At 57.1% G+C, this 15,008-nt stretch carries 20 protein-coding genes; 9 read left to right on the top strand and 11 right to left on the bottom strand.

Annotation, left to right across the window (positions count from 1 at the left end):
- Positions 1-38: 38 nt before the first annotated feature.
- Genes PhaeoP97_RS13135 through PhaeoP97_RS13125 form a run of 3 tightly spaced genes read right to left on the bottom strand, consistent with a single transcriptional unit; the run spans position 39 to position 2,939 of the window.
- Positions 39-1,541 (bottom strand): TRAP transporter large permease, encoded by a 1,503-nt coding sequence (locus tag PhaeoP97_RS13135; protein WP_072505444.1) that lies wholly within the window; start codon positions 1,539-1,541, stop codon positions 39-41.
- Positions 1,541-2,137 (bottom strand): TRAP transporter small permease subunit, encoded by a 597-nt coding sequence (locus PhaeoP97_RS13130; RefSeq protein ID WP_072505443.1) that lies wholly within the window; start codon positions 2,135-2,137, stop codon positions 1,541-1,543. The genes PhaeoP97_RS13135 and PhaeoP97_RS13130 overlap by 1 nt, the downstream gene beginning before the upstream one ends.
- Positions 2,130-2,939 (bottom strand): N-formylglutamate amidohydrolase, encoded by an 810-nt coding sequence (locus PhaeoP97_RS13125; protein ID WP_072505442.1) that lies wholly within the window; start codon positions 2,937-2,939, stop codon positions 2,130-2,132. Before PhaeoP97_RS13125 ends, PhaeoP97_RS13130 begins: the two co-directional genes overlap by 8 nt.
- Positions 2,940-3,088: 149 nt before the next feature.
- Between PhaeoP97_RS13125 and PhaeoP97_RS13120 the strand changes: the two genes are divergently transcribed.
- Positions 3,089-3,961, top strand: a complete 873-nt coding sequence (locus PhaeoP97_RS13120) for a MurR/RpiR family transcriptional regulator (RefSeq protein WP_072505441.1) — start codon at positions 3,089-3,091, stop codon at positions 3,959-3,961.
- A gap of 121 nt (positions 3,962-4,082) precedes the next feature.
- Here the strand turns inward: PhaeoP97_RS13120 and PhaeoP97_RS13115 are convergent, their stop codons facing one another.
- Positions 4,083-4,397 (bottom strand): hypothetical protein, encoded by a 315-nt coding sequence (locus PhaeoP97_RS13115; protein WP_072505440.1) that lies wholly within the window; start codon positions 4,395-4,397, stop codon positions 4,083-4,085.
- 118 nt (positions 4,398-4,515) lie between these two features.
- On the opposite strand from PhaeoP97_RS13115, the gene PhaeoP97_RS13110 reads away from it, so the two are divergent.
- Positions 4,516-4,680, top strand: a complete 165-nt coding sequence (locus PhaeoP97_RS13110) for a DUF1328 domain-containing protein (RefSeq protein ID WP_072505439.1) — start codon at positions 4,516-4,518, stop codon at positions 4,678-4,680.
- A gap of 214 nt (positions 4,681-4,894) precedes the next feature.
- Positions 4,895-5,392, top strand: a complete 498-nt coding sequence (locus tag PhaeoP97_RS13105; protein WP_072505438.1) for a Dps family protein — start codon at positions 4,895-4,897, stop codon at positions 5,390-5,392.
- A gap of 262 nt (positions 5,393-5,654) precedes the next feature.
- On the opposite strand, the gene PhaeoP97_RS13100 is transcribed toward PhaeoP97_RS13105, so the two are convergent.
- Positions 5,655-6,086, bottom strand: coding sequence for a hypothetical protein (locus PhaeoP97_RS13100; protein WP_072505437.1), 432 nt, complete (start codon positions 6,084-6,086; stop codon positions 5,655-5,657).
- 31 nt (positions 6,087-6,117) lie between these two features.
- Between PhaeoP97_RS13100 and PhaeoP97_RS20340 the strand changes: the two genes are divergently transcribed.
- The gene (locus PhaeoP97_RS20340) at positions 6,118-6,396 is read left to right on the top strand and encodes a hypothetical protein (RefSeq protein WP_157891229.1); all 279 of its coding nucleotides are present in this window, start codon (positions 6,118-6,120) and stop codon (positions 6,394-6,396) included.
- A gap of 136 nt (positions 6,397-6,532) precedes the next feature.
- On the opposite strand, the gene PhaeoP97_RS20335 is transcribed toward PhaeoP97_RS20340, so the two are convergent.
- Both PhaeoP97_RS20335 and PhaeoP97_RS13085 read right to left on the bottom strand, forming a co-directional pair.
- Positions 6,533-6,694: a hypothetical protein gene (locus PhaeoP97_RS20335; protein WP_157891261.1), complete on the bottom strand. Its 162-nt coding sequence runs from the start codon at positions 6,692-6,694 to the stop codon at positions 6,533-6,535.
- A gap of 106 nt (positions 6,695-6,800) precedes the next feature.
- Positions 6,801-7,616, bottom strand: a complete 816-nt coding sequence (locus tag PhaeoP97_RS13085) for a response regulator (protein WP_072505435.1) — start codon at positions 7,614-7,616, stop codon at positions 6,801-6,803.
- Between the two features lie 92 nt (positions 7,617-7,708).
- Between PhaeoP97_RS13085 and PhaeoP97_RS13080 the strand changes: the two genes are divergently transcribed.
- The 4 genes from PhaeoP97_RS13080 to PhaeoP97_RS13065 are packed head-to-tail and all read left to right on the top strand — an operon-like array spanning position 7,709 to position 11,714.
- Positions 7,709-7,900 (top strand): NepR family anti-sigma factor, encoded by a 192-nt coding sequence (locus PhaeoP97_RS13080; protein WP_072505434.1) that lies wholly within the window; start codon positions 7,709-7,711, stop codon positions 7,898-7,900.
- On the top strand, positions 7,900-8,445 hold the full coding sequence (locus PhaeoP97_RS13075) for an RNA polymerase sigma factor (protein ID WP_072505433.1): 546 nt from the start codon (positions 7,900-7,902) through the stop codon (positions 8,443-8,445). The genes PhaeoP97_RS13080 and PhaeoP97_RS13075 overlap by 1 nt, the downstream gene beginning before the upstream one ends.
- Position 8,446: 1 nt before the next feature.
- Positions 8,447-10,225, top strand: a complete 1,779-nt coding sequence (locus tag PhaeoP97_RS13070; RefSeq protein ID WP_072505432.1) for a sensor histidine kinase — start codon at positions 8,447-8,449, stop codon at positions 10,223-10,225.
- Complete coding sequence (locus PhaeoP97_RS13065) at positions 10,200-11,714, top strand: phospholipase D family protein (protein ID WP_072505431.1); 1,515 nt, start codon at positions 10,200-10,202, stop codon at positions 11,712-11,714. Before PhaeoP97_RS13070 ends, PhaeoP97_RS13065 begins: the two co-directional genes overlap by 26 nt.
- A gap of 38 nt (positions 11,715-11,752) precedes the next feature.
- Here the strand turns inward: PhaeoP97_RS13065 and PhaeoP97_RS13060 are convergent, their stop codons facing one another.
- From PhaeoP97_RS13060 to PhaeoP97_RS13045, 4 genes are read right to left on the bottom strand one after another with little or no spacing between them, the layout of a single operon-like run.
- On the bottom strand, positions 11,753-12,769 hold the full coding sequence (locus PhaeoP97_RS13060) for an AI-2E family transporter (RefSeq protein ID WP_072505430.1): 1,017 nt from the start codon (positions 12,767-12,769) through the stop codon (positions 11,753-11,755).
- Positions 12,770-12,829: 60 nt separating this feature from the next.
- Positions 12,830-13,585 carry a hypothetical protein gene (locus PhaeoP97_RS13055; RefSeq protein ID WP_072505429.1) on the bottom strand — a complete coding sequence of 252 codons (756 nt, stop codon included), beginning with the start codon at positions 13,583-13,585 and terminating at the stop codon, positions 12,830-12,832.
- On the bottom strand, positions 13,578-13,988 hold the full coding sequence (locus tag PhaeoP97_RS13050) for a phage holin family protein (RefSeq protein ID WP_072505428.1): 411 nt from the start codon (positions 13,986-13,988) through the stop codon (positions 13,578-13,580). Before PhaeoP97_RS13050 ends, PhaeoP97_RS13055 begins: the two co-directional genes overlap by 8 nt.
- Complete coding sequence (locus PhaeoP97_RS13045) at positions 13,988-14,554, bottom strand: hypothetical protein (protein WP_072505427.1); 567 nt, start codon at positions 14,552-14,554, stop codon at positions 13,988-13,990. The genes PhaeoP97_RS13050 and PhaeoP97_RS13045 overlap by 1 nt, the downstream gene beginning before the upstream one ends.
- 225 nt (positions 14,555-14,779) lie before the next feature.
- Here PhaeoP97_RS13045 and PhaeoP97_RS13040 point away from each other — a divergent pair, with 225 nt between their 5' ends.
- Positions 14,780-14,977: a CsbD family protein gene (locus PhaeoP97_RS13040; RefSeq protein ID WP_072505426.1), complete on the top strand. Its 198-nt coding sequence runs from the start codon at positions 14,780-14,782 to the stop codon at positions 14,975-14,977.
- Positions 14,978-15,008 lie beyond the last annotated feature (31 nt).

Genomic DNA, 15,008 nt, shown 5'->3' with positions numbered 1-15,008 from the left:
GTTGGTTGTTCGGCCCCCTTGCGGGGCTCTTCTAAGGGTTATTTTCCGTAAACATATTCCGGCAGCCACAGCGCGATCTGCGGAAAGATCATCACCAGGACCAGAGCCACGACCATGACGGCGGCAAAGGGGATGATCGAAACATAGATGTCTTTCAGCCCGATTTCCGGCGGTGCCATGGCCCGCATCAGGAACAGATTGTAGCCAAAAGGCGGCGTCATATAGGCGATCTGGGTCGTGATGGTATAGAGCACGCCGTACCAGATCAGATCGAACCCCAACGCACCGACCAGCGGGACATAAAGCGGCGCCACGATGACGAGCATGGCGGTGTCATCCAAGAACGTGCCCATCACGATGAAGCTCAACTGCATCAGGATCAGAATCATCCAAGGCGACAGGCCCAGCTGTGTGGTGAACAGATCCTCGATCGCCTTCACCGCGCCCAGGCCATCAAAGATCGCGCCAAAGCCAAGTGCCGCCAGGATGATCCACATGAACATGCAGGAAATCCCAAGGGTTGAGCGGACGGAGGTTTCAAAGACCACCTTGTTCATGCGCCCCTTCAGAGCGGCGGCGACAAAGGCGGTCATCGCCCCGATGGCCGAGCTTTCGACAAGCGAGGTCCAGCCATTCACGAAGGGTATCATCATGGTGGCAAAGATCGCCAACGGCAGCACGCCAGAGAACAGCAGCCGGTATTTCTCCTTCATGAAGACGTCATGATAAAGCGCCGGTATGCCGCGCGTGACAAAGGCCAGAACAGCACCGATCAGAGCGACGCCCATCGCCGGTTTAGCCTCGATCAGCCCAAGTTTCACCGACAGCGGCACCAACACCAATAATCCTAAAACCACATAGTTCAGGCGTAGCGGATGGTCGCTAATACGGTCATATTCGGCCAGATCTTCTGGGCTCATCGCCGGGCCGAGGTGCGGCTGCATCCGGGCGCGCAGATAGATGTAGATGATGAACATCGCGGCCATCAGCAAGCCCGGCACCACACCGGCAAGCCACAGCTGCCCCACCGGCTGGCGTGCGATCATCGCATATAGCACCAGAACCACCGACGGCGGCACCAGGATACCCAGCGAAGACCCCGCCTGAATGGTGCCGGTGACCAGCGTCTTATCGTACCCGCGGCGCAGTAATTCGGGCAGGGCGATGGTGGCACCGATGGCCATACCGGCAACCGAAAGGCCGTTCATCGCAGAGACCAGGACCATCAGGCCGATTGTGCCAATTGCAAGTCCGCCTTTGACCGGGCCCATCCACACGTGAAACATCCGGTAGAGATCATCGGCGATCTTCGATTCAGACAGCACATAGCCCATGAAAATGAACATTGGCAGCGTCAGCAGCGGATACCATTTCATCAGCTTCATGGCAGCGGAGAAGGGGATTTCACTGCCGCCGGTGCCCCACAGAAGCATGCCCGCAAGGGCACCGACAAATCCGATGGCACCAAACACGCGCTGGCCGGTCATCAGCATCAGCATCATGCCGGCAAACATCACAATAGCGATGAGTTCATAGGGCATTAGAAGTCGTCTCCGCGAAGGCGTCCGAGATCACGGAACAATTCAGCAAGGCATTGCAGCAGCATCAAAAAGACGCCGAAACAGAGGATGGTTTTGATGGGCCACATGAACGGGCGCCAGGCGGTGGAACTGCGTTCCAGATAGCCAAGTTTAGTACTGGCCGCGTCAAGGCCATCAGTCACCAGGGTTTTCAGCAAGTCGCCGAAAAACTGGAACGGCTCAAGCCCGAAATAGCCCAGCGAATAGGCGGTGGAGCTGACCGCGCCGTAGAACAGCACACCGAGATAGAACATCAGGAACAGGACGGTGAAGGCATCGACCCAGGCTTTGGTCTTCAGCGACCAGGACCCGTAGAACAGATCCATGCGGACGTTGCTGCCCATCTGGATCGAGTAGGGCCCGCCAAGGATGTAGTAGGCCACCATCACAAACTGCGCGGTTTCCAGCGTCCAGAGTGACGGATTGAAAAAGGTCTTGGAGATCGAGGACCACAGAAGCACGCCCACGAGCACAAAGATCAGATACATTGCAAACCGCCCGATCAGGCGGTTCATTGCGTCAATCGCGCGGACATATCCTTTGATGACATTAGGCATGAATGCCCCCTTTCGCGGCGATGTCCTGCAATGCAGGTCGCAAGAGGCTCAACAGCTCTTCGGTCATGGCAGCCTCCTGCTCCGGGGTCTGTAACAGATCGTTGCGGACCTCGATCATCACATTGGCCAGGCGATTGTTCTGCCCATGCAGCACCAGAGAATGGGTCACCCCGTCTTGCGGGCCATAGGGTTCGTTGCGGTCGATTTGCCGGTGCGGCAGGGCTGAGGCAGCGTTCAGCATCGCGTCAGCCAACCGGCTATCATCATCGTGTAGAATACCGATTTCGACGCTGCGGGACGTGCCATAGTAGACAGGTGTAAAACTGTGAATGGTCACCAGCACCGTCTCGCGACCTGCCGCCTTGCGGTCTGAAATCACCTTTGCCACTGCGTCGCAAAACGGAAGATAGACCGATCGCACCCGTTCTTCACGCATCGCAGCATCAAGGTTGCAATTGCCAGGCACGTCGATCAGCTCGGATTTGGCAGGCATGGCGCTGGGGGCTTCAGGTGGGCGGTTACAGTCATAGACCAGTCGCGACACCCGGCTTGCCACCAATGGGGAATCAAGCGCCGCCGATAGCCCTTTGGCCACGGCCAAAGCGCCAGGATCCCAAGCTGCATGGCTGGCGCGGTCGTCAGCTGACAGGCCAAGCCCATCATACCGCGCCGGGATGTGGTTGCTGGCATGTTCGCACAGCACCAGCACATTTCCGGTCCCGTCGGCATTCCAGATCTCCACCGCCCGGTTGGGCAGGTCTGATGCGGCGGTAGATGGAGCGTTGGAATCGCTCAGTGACATTGGGTACTCCCTGATTTTGGAAAAATGTTTTCACGTACGGCTTTTTGTGTCAATATATTTTCAGAACTGATTTCATCACCTGCGGTGGGGATGGCGCAGCTTGACAAGCTGTGCTTAAATTGCAGGCAAAGCAAAGGGATAGCCGGACTGTGACAAAACCGCCCGCCACCGTGCGAGAACTCATCCGAGAGCAATATGCGAGTCTGACGCAGGCCGAACGCAAGTTTGCCAATGCATTGCTGGCGAATTATCCGGCGGCGGGTCTGGCCTCAATCACCATCGTTGCCGCCAATGCTGAGGTCTCGACACCGACGGTGGCCCGAATGGTGCAGAAACTGGGGTTCAAAGGATATCCGCAGTTTCATCAGGCGTTGCTGAAAGAACTTGAGGCGAAAGGGTCTGGACCAACCCAGCGTCGGGCGAACTGGGCGTCAGAAGCGCCAGAAGGGCATCTTCTGAACAGATTTGCACAGGCGGTAACTGACAACCTCAGTCAGACCTTTTCCAATGTGGATTCAGAACAGTTCGATGCGGCCGTACGCCAGCTGGCGAATACCGAAGGGCGGCTATACGTCGTCGGTGGGCGCATCACACGGGCATTGGCTGACTATGCGTTCACCCATTTCCAGGCGATACGGCAGCGGGTGACACATATGACGTCCTCGTCCGCGACCTGGCCGCATTATGTGTTAGACATGGTGGAAGGGGACACATTGTTGATGTTCGATGTCCGCCGATATGAAACCAATCTACAACGTCTGGCTGAACTGGCGTCGGAACGGGGGGTGAAGGTCATCCTGATCACCGATCAGTGGTCCAGCCCGATCGGCTCGGTTGCGGCACATACGTTCAATTGTTGGGTTGAAATCCCATCAGCCTGGGATTCCAATATTTCAACAATGATGCTGCTGGAGGCGATGATCTCCGCCGCGCAGGAAGAGCGATGGGACGAGACCCGCGCGCGCTACGAAAAGTTGGACACGATTTTTGACACCACACGCCTATTTCGAAAGTTTACTTGATTTATCAGCGGATTGAATGGTCGTGGGCCTCTCTTGGCTGAACATTCGATATGATGCCCGGGTAAGAAAATGGGAGGCTGCTTGGCCCCCCCATTTTCGTGATGAAGACGAATATCAGTTCTTAGTATCGGCCCCGCACGGCGAGGCCGATCAAAACACCAACGCCGAGCGCACCAGCGACAGCAAGAGCGGGGTTCTTCTTTACAAATTCCTCGCCCTGAGAAGCCATATCGGTGATCGCCTGAGAGGTATTCTTGGCGCCTTCAGTGGCGATTTCGCGGACTGCCTGCGCATTGCGGACGGCCATATCCTCGAGCTGTTCGCCAACCTCTTTTACCTTTTCGGTCACCGGTTGCTTCGCCTCGGCGGATTTGCTTTGCGCACGCTGTGTCGCAGTTGATTTCTTTGTCTCGGTCTGTGTTTGGGTCGCGGTCATAATCGGGTCTCCTTTCCACTAACCAACGTTAGCCGAGCTGCGAAAGTTCCATGGAACCATCACCTCCCGGGTCGAGTTGGGAGGGTATCACAACATAATATTCCACAAGGAGACGACTATGCTCTACTGGGCTTTGTTATTCTTTGTCGTCGCAGTCATCGCTGGCCTGTTCGGCTTTGGTGGCGTGGCGTCGGCGTCTGCCGGGATCGCGCAGATCCTGTTCTTTGTCTTCATCCTGCTGTTTGCTATCGCGATGGTCGTGCGGGTGGTCAGGGGCAGGTAACACAGATGATCCAGCTATAACGCGGGTGGAGGTATGAACTTCCACCGGTTTTTTTATACGAGTTGCCCGAAAAAATCATTTCGACGCAGGTAATGCGACCCATCTCCTAATGTTGTTTCGGGAAAGTCTTGAAAAACCGTCCACGATTATTTGGAACCTCTGACGGGGGCGTACGTTGGGTCAGCGATACCGAAACAGATATGGAGAAGATGAAATGAGTGAAGCGCTTTCTGTTGTGCCCAGCCGTGACGACGTATCCACAGGTGTTCGTGACACCTCGGTAATTGCCAGCGGTCTGGCTGATGTGCTCGCAGATACCTATCGCCTTGTGTTTAAGACCCACGCCTATCACTGGAACGTCGAGGGACCTGCGTTTTATTCGGTGCACAAGCTGACCGAAGAGCAATATGAAAACATGTTTGCCGCCACGGATGAGCTGGCAGAACGCATCCGCGCCCTTGGCCATCTGGCCCCGTCCAGCCTCGCAGATATTGTCAGTCGCTCTAAGTTGGAAGACAAATCCGGTGACCTCAGTGCGGCTGAGATGGTCGAGGATCTGGCAGCAAGCCATGAACGCGTGGCCCATCGTTTGCACGCGCTGGCCGAGGTGGCAAGCGAGCGTAAGGACATCGTGACCGAGGATCTGGCAACGGCACGGTCGGCATTCCACGAACAGGCGGCCTGGATGTTGCGCGCCATTGCCAAGGGCTGATCGCAGCGCGATTATGCGTTCACATGTAAAAAAGCCGCCTGAAACAGGCGCCGGGGGGATCGGAATTAATTGGAAGGGTGAGCACAGGGCAAATTTGAACGTGGCCTTCGGGTGTATCGTGAAAGCCCTGTGTTTACTGGCAAACCCAATTGGGCGGTTCTTTCCACCCTTCGGGCGCTGCGGCGCAAAATAGATTTTATGACTGCCGTTGATTGCCGCATGATGCCAGATGCGGAAACAAATCCTCTCACCATTCGTGCATTTAGGCCACCACCCGCCCGATGCTGGTTGGCTCCCCATTGGAAAGGTCAATCTGGATCGGGGCATGCCGAGTGTTGTCACTGCAAAGATAGCACTCGCTCATGAGTTGCAGCAGAACATGTGCACGCATTTTGTTCGGCGACAACGAATGCGAAAGAAAATCCCATTTCTTGCTCTGATTTCCTCGGCTTCCCCCTCCCATGCCTTCTTTGGGGGGAGTGATAATCCCGTGCGGAAAGCGATTGGTGATGGCCATATTGACCTGCCTCTGAGCTAGTACAAAGAGGGCGAGCCGAAGGATCGCCAGGAGCTGATTGCAGCGCAGACAGAGGGCAAGGGCCTCGTCTTTGTCTCGTCTCTGAGCCGTTGCGAGGTCCTCGCTGACCCAACCGGGGCGGATGCCGGTGCCATAGCGGGCCAGCAGGGATTTCATCTTCTGATCACAGGATAAGCGGGCACCCAAGGTGGCCGAGCGCCTCAATGGCATCAAACATGAGTATCTGGCCCAACGAGCCGAAAGCGACCTCAATTTTCTGGCCCGGATCGGCCAGGAATATGACGCCATCGTGTCGGTCAAAGAGGGCGGCTTGCTGTTCATCGGCAAGGGAGAAGGGCAAATCCGCCAGTGGCACGGTGGTCCTGCCGCAAATCTGGGTGTTCAAGTCCCAGCTGATGCCCGGCTGCCGCGTCAGCAAGGACAAGGCCACCGCATACAAAGGTGTGAAAGCCATCTGGCACGATAAGAAGCTGGGGGAGAAAAAGACGGTGACCGGGGGCGAGGGATCACCCGCCTATGAGATGACCCATCCCTATAGAACGGAAGAAGCCGCCCAGCGGGCGGCCAAATCCAAACTTGATAAACAGACCCGTGCTGGGCACTCAATTAGCCTCATTCTGGTTGGCGATCCGATCCTGCGGGCTGAGGGTCAGGCCCTGGTTGTCGGACTGCGCCCCAGTATCCCGCCGCTCTGGTCGATCACCGGAGTGACCCACCGACTGGGCAGCGGCGGTTACACCACCCAGATCCGGGGGAACTGCCAAAGCGCGAGGGATGACCTGACCGGCGCGCGTTCAAATTTTAAATGCGCCCCAGTCAAAAAATTTCGGGCCGGTCCAGAGGCTTTTCGTTCTTAGGAACTGAAGGGGTTTAGACCTTTAGCGTTTCAGTCGAGGAGAAGAACATAGCCTGGCTTACGGCCGAGCGCACCTGATCCTCGGTATAGGGTTTGGAGATTAGGAACGCAGGCTCTGGCCCTTCACCTGTCAGCAGACGCTCGGGGAAGGCTGTGATGAAGATGACCGGACATTCAAAATGATCTGTCAGAATTCTGTTTACCGCATCGATTCCACTGGAATTATCAGCCAGCTGGATGTCGGACAGAATAAGATCAGGCGTTTCCTGCTGGGCTAGTTTCAGCGCCGCATCTTCGGTGCGGGCAATTCCGGTCACGCGGTGCCCCATATCACCTACGATGCCCTCCAGATCCATTGAGATGATCGCCTCATCTTCGATGATCATGATCCGGCCAGAAGTGGATTTGGTCATTTCCTGATAAGCGATTTTGACCAGCTCACTGGCTTCTTCCGTTGGCAGATCCATGATCTGGCCGACCTCAGCTGCTGAAAAATCTTCGATTGTATGAAGCAGCAATGCCTCTCGGGTGTTTGGGGTCAGCGCGCGCAGATGTTTTTGTGCTTGATTTTCCAAACCGCTATCTGGCTGGTCCAGCTCCACTGGTGCTCCACTAGAACTCCAGATGACATGAAAGGCCCGGAACAGAGCCACCTTGGCCTTCAGATCCGCTTCGAAACGATCAGGTTCGGCCAGGATCGCTTCCAAAGTGGCAAGGGCATAGGTGTCACCGCTGGTCTGACTACCTGTCAGCGCACGGGCGTAACGGCGCAGGAAGGGCAGGTTAGACCCAATCTGATTAGCAAGAACTTCTCCCGTCGGGGCGGTCATTGATGTGTCCCTTTTTTTTTGACTACATATGGAACCATACGCTTGGTTCTGGCGTTTGGTTCCAGAGTGCGCGGAAAAAATAGTTGGATCGTATGGAAAAGCACAAAGCAACAAGAAAAAGTGGCGGCACGGTCGAGCGTGAGATCGACAGCAATCTCAGACGAGCATTCGACACGCTTGCGTCAGAGCCGATCCCTGATCGGTTCGCGGATCTGCTGGACCAGCTTAAGGCAAAAGGTGTATCGCCGACTGGACAGTCCGGTGACGATAAGGGCAACTCCTGATGAGTGATCCAAGAGACGAACTGGTCGATCACTTAGGTGCGATGCGTGCATTTGCCATCAGCCTGACCCGAAACACCGCCATGGCCGATGATCTGGTACAAGATACCTTGGTTAAGGCGTGGACCAACATAGATAAATTTGAAGAAGGCTCCAACATGCGGGCCTGGCTGTTTACCATTCTGCGCAACACGTATTATTCGCTGCGCCGAAAGCGTCGGCGCGAGGTCGAGGATGCCGATGGCGTTCTGTCAGAACAGCTGTCGCAGAAGCCTGACCATGACGGGCGTCTGAATATGCGGGATTTCAACATCGCCTTTGAACAGTTGAATGATGAACAGCGCGAGGCGCTAGTGCTGGTTGGGGCCGGTGGCTTTTCTTATGAAGAGGCGGCTGAAACCTGTGGCGTCAAAGTCGGCACCATAAAGAGCCGCGTTAATCGGGGGCGCGCACGTCTCACGGAACTGATGATGCTGGATGAAGACGACCCGATTGAACTGACCGACACCGTGACTGCGGGCATCGTGTCGCAACAAAGCGTGGCATAAAATGAGGGTGGGGCGAGCGCTGGCTGGCGGTCTGTTCATCAGGCTCGCCGCACTCATCACCTTGGCTTTGTTGCCATTGGGTATGATTGCCATCTATCAAACCCATTCTGTTATAGATGAGGCTGCTCGCCTGTCTCGCGTGGCCATTCTGGGACGTACGGAACGTGCCGCGTTGGGCGAGCGGGAGTTGCTGCAACACACCAAAGGAGCCGCTTCTGCGCTTGCAGCGGCGATCCTACCGCTGCGAGATCAGACCGCAGCCTGCGACGCAGTCATGCAGGCCTTTCTAAAAGGGCAGGCAAACTATTCCTTCGCCGGTTTTGCGACCGCCAACGGTGATCTGGTTTGCAGTTCAAAAGGTGTCAGCGGGAATATTGCAAGCGCACCGTTTTTCCAAAAAGCCTTGGCGCGGGAAACGCCGGTGTTTGGCGTCGGGCGCAGCCTGAATGGTGATGGCGGGTTCGAACTGTCCCTGACCATACCTGTCCGCGATAATGACACGTTGCTCGGGTATCTGACGCTTGCGATCCCCAATCGGTTGACCAGCGCGTTTTACACCAGCAGCTGGGAATCGGAAGGGATCCGTTTTGCGACAATCGACGGGGATGGCGTTATCCTGTCGTCATCCGAACCTATGGCGCAGGCGGGCCTGATCATGCCGCAGGTGCCAGATCGCGCTGAACTGTGGGCGCTTGCAGGGCAGACATTCTTTGCGACCTCAAAATCACAGGAAGAACGCTTCTTTGCTGTGAGCGAGATTATTCCCGGGCAAGTCGCGGTTGTTGGCAGCTGGCCTGCTGAAGCTGCCAAGATGACCACCGGTGCCGGCGGCTTGGCGTTCACGCTGGCCTTTCCGATACTGATGTGGCTTGCAGGCATGGCGGTTGGCGTATTTGGCTTGCACCGCCTGGTCATTCGCCACCTAAGCGCACTTCGGATAGCGATGCGGCGCTATGCTCTTGGGGAACGCGAACAGGCCCAGTTGGAGCTGATCAACCCGCCGCGCGAATTTGCAGAGGCCCAGCAGTCGTTTAATCGCATGGTGGCAATACTCAGCAAGGCAGAGCAACGCCGCGAGATTGATCTGCGCGAAAAGACCGTTCTGCTGCGGGAAATTCACCACCGGGTAAAGAATAATCTCCAGCTAATCGCCTCTATCATGAATATGCAGGCCCGCTCTGCCCGATCGGAAGAGGCGCGTAACGTGTTGGCCCAGCTCCAGCGTCGGGTCCGTGGTTTGGCAGCGATCCATCGCACGCTCAATACCAACCCGGATGTAACGACAGTTGATGCAGCTGAGTTGATTACAGCGCTGGCCAAAGAGATCGGCGCGATGTCTCTCGGCGCCAATCACCCGGTTGCGATCACGACACAGTTGACGTCGGTGCAGCTCAATCAGGATGATGCGGTGAACCTGTCGATGCTTGTGGCGGAGACGCTGACAAATGCGGTAAAATACGTCAGCCAATCCGGGGATGGACAATGTGTCGTGGCAGTTGTTTTGGACCGGCTCGACGATAATGACTGTCGGCTTGAAATTTCCAACGATCTTGACCCTCTTGATCAGCAGGGGCGCGAAGAGCGGAAGTTTAGCAGTGGCTTGGGTGCCCGTCTTATCAGGGCATTCGTCGCCCAACTTGAGGGCACGGACAAAACGACTGAAACAGAGACCCGATTCACCTATGAAGTTATTTTTCCGCATCGCAGCGGTTTAGTTGAAACAGCAACTGCGGAACAAAAGGATACTGAAGACCATGCGGACCTCCGTAGCACCGGGTGATGACAACGATCCTGATATCTTTGAGGTTCTTGTAACGGCGGCGCAGGCGTGGCCTGCGTTCGAGCGGGCGGTTCTGAGCGCTAAGACACATGTATTGGCCAGCTTTCGTATCTTTGATTTCTCCACGCGGCTGCTCAGTCCAGAGGCGTGCGAAATTGGCGAGACCTGGAGCGATCTGGTCGAACATGTGGTGGCGCGTGGCGTTGATTTTCATCTGACCATCAGTGATTTTGACCCGGTGATGGGGCAGGAGCTGCATCAGAAAACCAACCGGTCGGTCGCGCAGGCCGAAGAGATTGCCATCCGCCTGCAGCGCCGCGAAACCGATATTACCGTCGGAAAACTGACGGTTGAGGGCGCATTACATCCGGCGCGCGCGGGTCTGCTGCCACGGCTGGTATTTGGGCCATTTTTGCGCAAGAAGCAAAATGAAATCGCGACCTCTCGTTACAAAGCCGCGCGTGAAAAAACGGGCGAAGCGCTTCTGCCCGAGGTGCGGCCCGTGACCCACCACCAAAAGGTCGCAGTGATTGATGATCGCCTGCTGTACGTCGGCGGGTTGGATCTCAACAATCGGCGCTGTGACACCATGGAGCATGCGGTGTCCTCACCTCAAACCTGGGCGGATGTTCAGCTGCTGGTCAGCGGTCCAGAGGCCAAGGAGGCAGCCCATTATCTGCGCAATTTTCAGCGGTATGTCGCAGGTAAGGCGCCCCCGCCTGAGGGAAAGCGGATCCGCCGAACTCTGTCAGCGCCGCGCCGTTTTGGCTTCTGGGCGCTGTCGCCACGCACCGTGCTGCGTGAAATCGAAGAGGATTATCTGGCCGCCTTTGAGCGCGCAGAGCGTCTGATCTATCTGGAAACCCAGTTCCTGCGGTCCAGTGTCCTGGCCGAAGGTTTGGCGGCCGCTGCCAAACGCAACCCGGATCTGGGCCTTGTTCTGGTTCTGCCAGCGTTGCCCGATGATGTTGCCTTTGAAGGAAATCGCGATCTGGATGCACGTTATGGTATGGCATTGCAGGCGCGAGCTCTGGAGACGGTTCAGGGGGCGTTTGGCTCACGTGCTGTGATTGCCAGTCCGGTGCAACCCATTATGGCCGACCGTGAGTCGCCATCGGTTCTGGCAGGCTCTCCGGTGATATACGTTCATAGCAAGGTACTGATCACGGATGATACATTTGCGATGGTCGGGTCAGCGAACATGAACGGCCGGTCCATGCGCTGGGATACCGAAGTTGCGTTGCGCGTGACCGAGCGCGCACGGGTTCGCAAAGTCTGGCAGGCGATGTGCGGCCATTGGTGGGATGCGCAACATTTGCCTAACGAAGGTCGCCAGTTGGCGACTGCTTCGGGTTGGTGGTCGGATGAAATTGCCCGAAATGGCCTGCGCCTGCCTGAAAAACGAACAGGCTTTCTGGTGCCGCACGACCCAACCAAGATGGATGATCTGCACCAGAGCCTGCCAGGCGCTACCGAAGACGTGGTGTGATCGCAGGGCCTTGTCTAGGATGCCATCAACGGGCGAATTCACGCAACGGGCGTTTCATTCATTTTCGGCTCTGCCGAGGCGGTCCGCAGCAGCTGCCCCGCCCAGAGCAGTGCTGGCAAAGCGACAATTGCGCCAACCGGACCCCATATCCACAAGCCAAAGACAATAGCTAGAAAGACCACAAGTGGGCTGATGTGCAGATGATGCCCAACAATGCTGGGGGTCACAAATTGCGCCTCGGTGATATTGAGTGCAAGGAACAGCGCAGGGGGCATCACCGCCGCTGCACCGCCCAGCTGGGTCATACCAACAAATGTGAGCCCTGCGATCATCACCAGCGGTCCCAGGTACAGCACGAAATTCAACAGCATTGCCGCTAGGCCCCAAATCCAGGCACTTTCGATTCCGATGGCAGCCAGGCCGATCGCGGTGGCAAGGCCGAGACCTGCGTTTACCATAGTGACGGCCGCAAAATAGCGGGCGACGTCATGCTCCGCCCGGTAGAGCCGCTTGCCCAGCGGGCCGGCAGCTGCATAAATATCGTTGCGCGTCAGGACAAAGAAAAACAGGGTGCCGATAAATATAAACACCTGCGCGCCAAAATTGGGCGCGACCCACAGCGCATCCATCAATGTGGGAAAGCCGGTTGCCAGATCCTGCGCGCCAGCGCCACTGCCCACGGTCTCTTCGATCTCTTGGCTGATGGCTTCGATCCCACGCAGCAGACCTGACAGCATGTAGACCCAACTCTTGATCTCGCGTTTGATTTTCGGCAGGTCCTCTACCACGCTAGAGATCAGCGGTTCCAGTGACAGAAACAGCAGCACGATGATGGCACAGGAGAACAGCAATAGGCTGCTGGCAATGAGGACCCGCGCCACTCCAATGCGATGTAACCTGTCGGCAATGGGTGATACGACGATTCCAACCACCACGGCAAAGACCGCCGGTGCCATCACCGATTTTGAGACATAAAGTGCAAGGCAAAGCGCGAGTGTTGTCAAAATGACAAGCATGATGCGGATAGCACGGTCGGACAGCATCGAATTCAGCATAGTATAGGCCTTGCTTACAAAATGCCCCCGGCCAGGTTGGCCAGGGGCGGGATCGAGATATCAAGTCAGCGAGGCGTGCAAGGCGTCGCGGCCTTTGTTCACCTGATCATGGAGCGCGGTTTCACCTTTGTCGGCAAGCTTGCGCAGCTCCTGTTGCATGGTTTCACGCGCCTCGGCCATCAACGCGTCGCGTTTTTCTCCAAGCAGCGCATCCTCCTGTCGTGTCTGCGGCAGCAGAGCTGCGACAATCGCCCCCAGACCAAAGGCCAGCCCACCGGCGACCAGCGGCTGTGCGGCAATACCATCCTGTGATGCGCGGCTTAACCGGGCGGCACGGCGTTCCAGATCTTCCTGTATCTCGATGGCTGCAAGGCGACCTTTACGGATTTGTTTCCGTGCCTTGGGTGGCAGTTTGTCCAACCCGTGATCCAGCATCGCGCGCAGGCGTCTGGCGCTGGGGCCTGTCTCTGCCGCGGTCTGCGTATTGGGTCGGGCCGCCAGCTCTGTCGCGGTGCCATGGGCCGTCGCATTCGACTGTGCAGCCGGACCGGATGGGGCTGGGCGGCGTTGGCCAGCGCCCGACACCAACAGCGCAATACCGGTCCCCACCAGCGCCAGCGCTGCCGGATTCTGCCGCGCCGTCGACCAAAGCTGCTCGGAAATCTCCCCGCCATAGTGGGAGGTCGTCGCAGAGACCTGCGCCGCGATCCGGTCCGGTGACAGGCTGCTGGCCAGCGTATCAAGGGATTTCGACAGTGCCACACGGTCGCGGGCAACATCGGTTTCAAGTGTGTTCAGGTCGGTTTCATCAGACATGATGGGTGGTCTCCTTCAAAGTCTTGAGGTCGCGTTGCATATTGCGAAGACTGCGGTCCGGCATCAGCGCTGATGGCGACAAGCGATTGACACCCAACATCACCAGTCCGACGGCCAAGGCGACCAGTGGGCCACCAACGATCAACGCGGCGGTCCCGACACTCAGTCCAAGAGCGGCGATCATAGCCACCAGCGCTGCGGCCAATACGTGCAGGCCGACGATCGCCAGAACCGCACCAACGGCAACCATGGCGACGGCAACGCCTGCACGCGACAGGTTTTGCGAAATCTCCGCGCGTGCAAGCCGTACTTCGTCCTGAAGCAATTGCGACATCTGTTTGAGCACCGTCACAAACAGACCTGGCGCCTCTGACGGGCTGGCGGCAGTATTCTGACCATCCATCACGAGACCCTCCGCGTTGTTCCCGGCGCGGTGCCCAATGTTGTTTGTTGGGTTGTTTGCTGCGGGGTTGCATCCCGGCTGTAGTCGCTATCGGAAGCGGGGGGCCCGTTGCCTGCCTCATAAGCGTCCCAAGGATCATCGCTAAGATCCTGGGCGACGCCTGACGCCTGTCGTCTGTCTTCGGAAGAAGATTTCAGGAAGCGGGTGGCCGCAAATCCTAAAAGGGCTGCGCCGCCAAGAAACAGCATCGGATTTTTGCGCGCAAAATTGCCGGTGTCGCGCAGAACTTTTTCGAGATCAGCTGTGCGGATCGTCTCGGCAACTTGCTCTAACCCCTGCGCCAACTGTTGTGTGGCCTGCGCCTGCAATGATCCCTGCGGCAACTCGGATGCGGCTGCGTCGGCTGCACGCGCAACACTCTCTGCTTCGCCTGCGGCATGGCTTTGGACTTGCTTGGCGCGGGCACGGGCTTCGCTGCGCAGACTGTCCTGCGCCTGTTCGGTCAGTTCAGCTGCGTGATGTTTCGCCCGCTCAATGGGGCGGGTGGTATTGGCGTCGTTGGTCATTTGCCTCTCCTGTTCTGTTTGGATGGCTCAGGGTCTCAACGCGGCCTGTGGCGGATGGTTCCGCCATTTCAGGGCGCGTCTGAATGTTTCCTTTGGTTACGGTTGCGAATGTACCCAACCAGCTGCCTGGTCTGTCGCATCGGAAAGGCAAGTTCAGAATTTCGGGAACTGGGTGGGGGCGAACACGTTGGTTTGGTGACAGAGCTACAAATACAGGAGAGCGATATGAACCGGGACCAAATCGAAGGAAACTGGGCGACCCTGAAGGGTAAATTCCATGAAGCCTATGGTGAGCTGACCGATGATGAGGTTGAGGAAGCCAAAGGTGAGCGCGAGCAGCTGATTGGACTGTTGCAGACGAAGTACGGCAAGGCTCGTGAGGACGCAGAGCGAGAGCTAGACAAGTTTTTCGCCTCTGTTTGACCGCAGAGCACATGGTCACAGGCCGACTGCG

It is taken from the genome of Phaeobacter porticola (assembly GCF_001888185.1).
In the GTDB taxonomy this organism is placed as follows: domain Bacteria; phylum Pseudomonadota; class Alphaproteobacteria; order Rhodobacterales; family Rhodobacteraceae; genus Phaeobacter; species Phaeobacter porticola.
The sequence above is the reverse complement of the archived record's forward strand: the minus strand, read 5'-3'. Positions and strand labels throughout refer to the sequence as shown.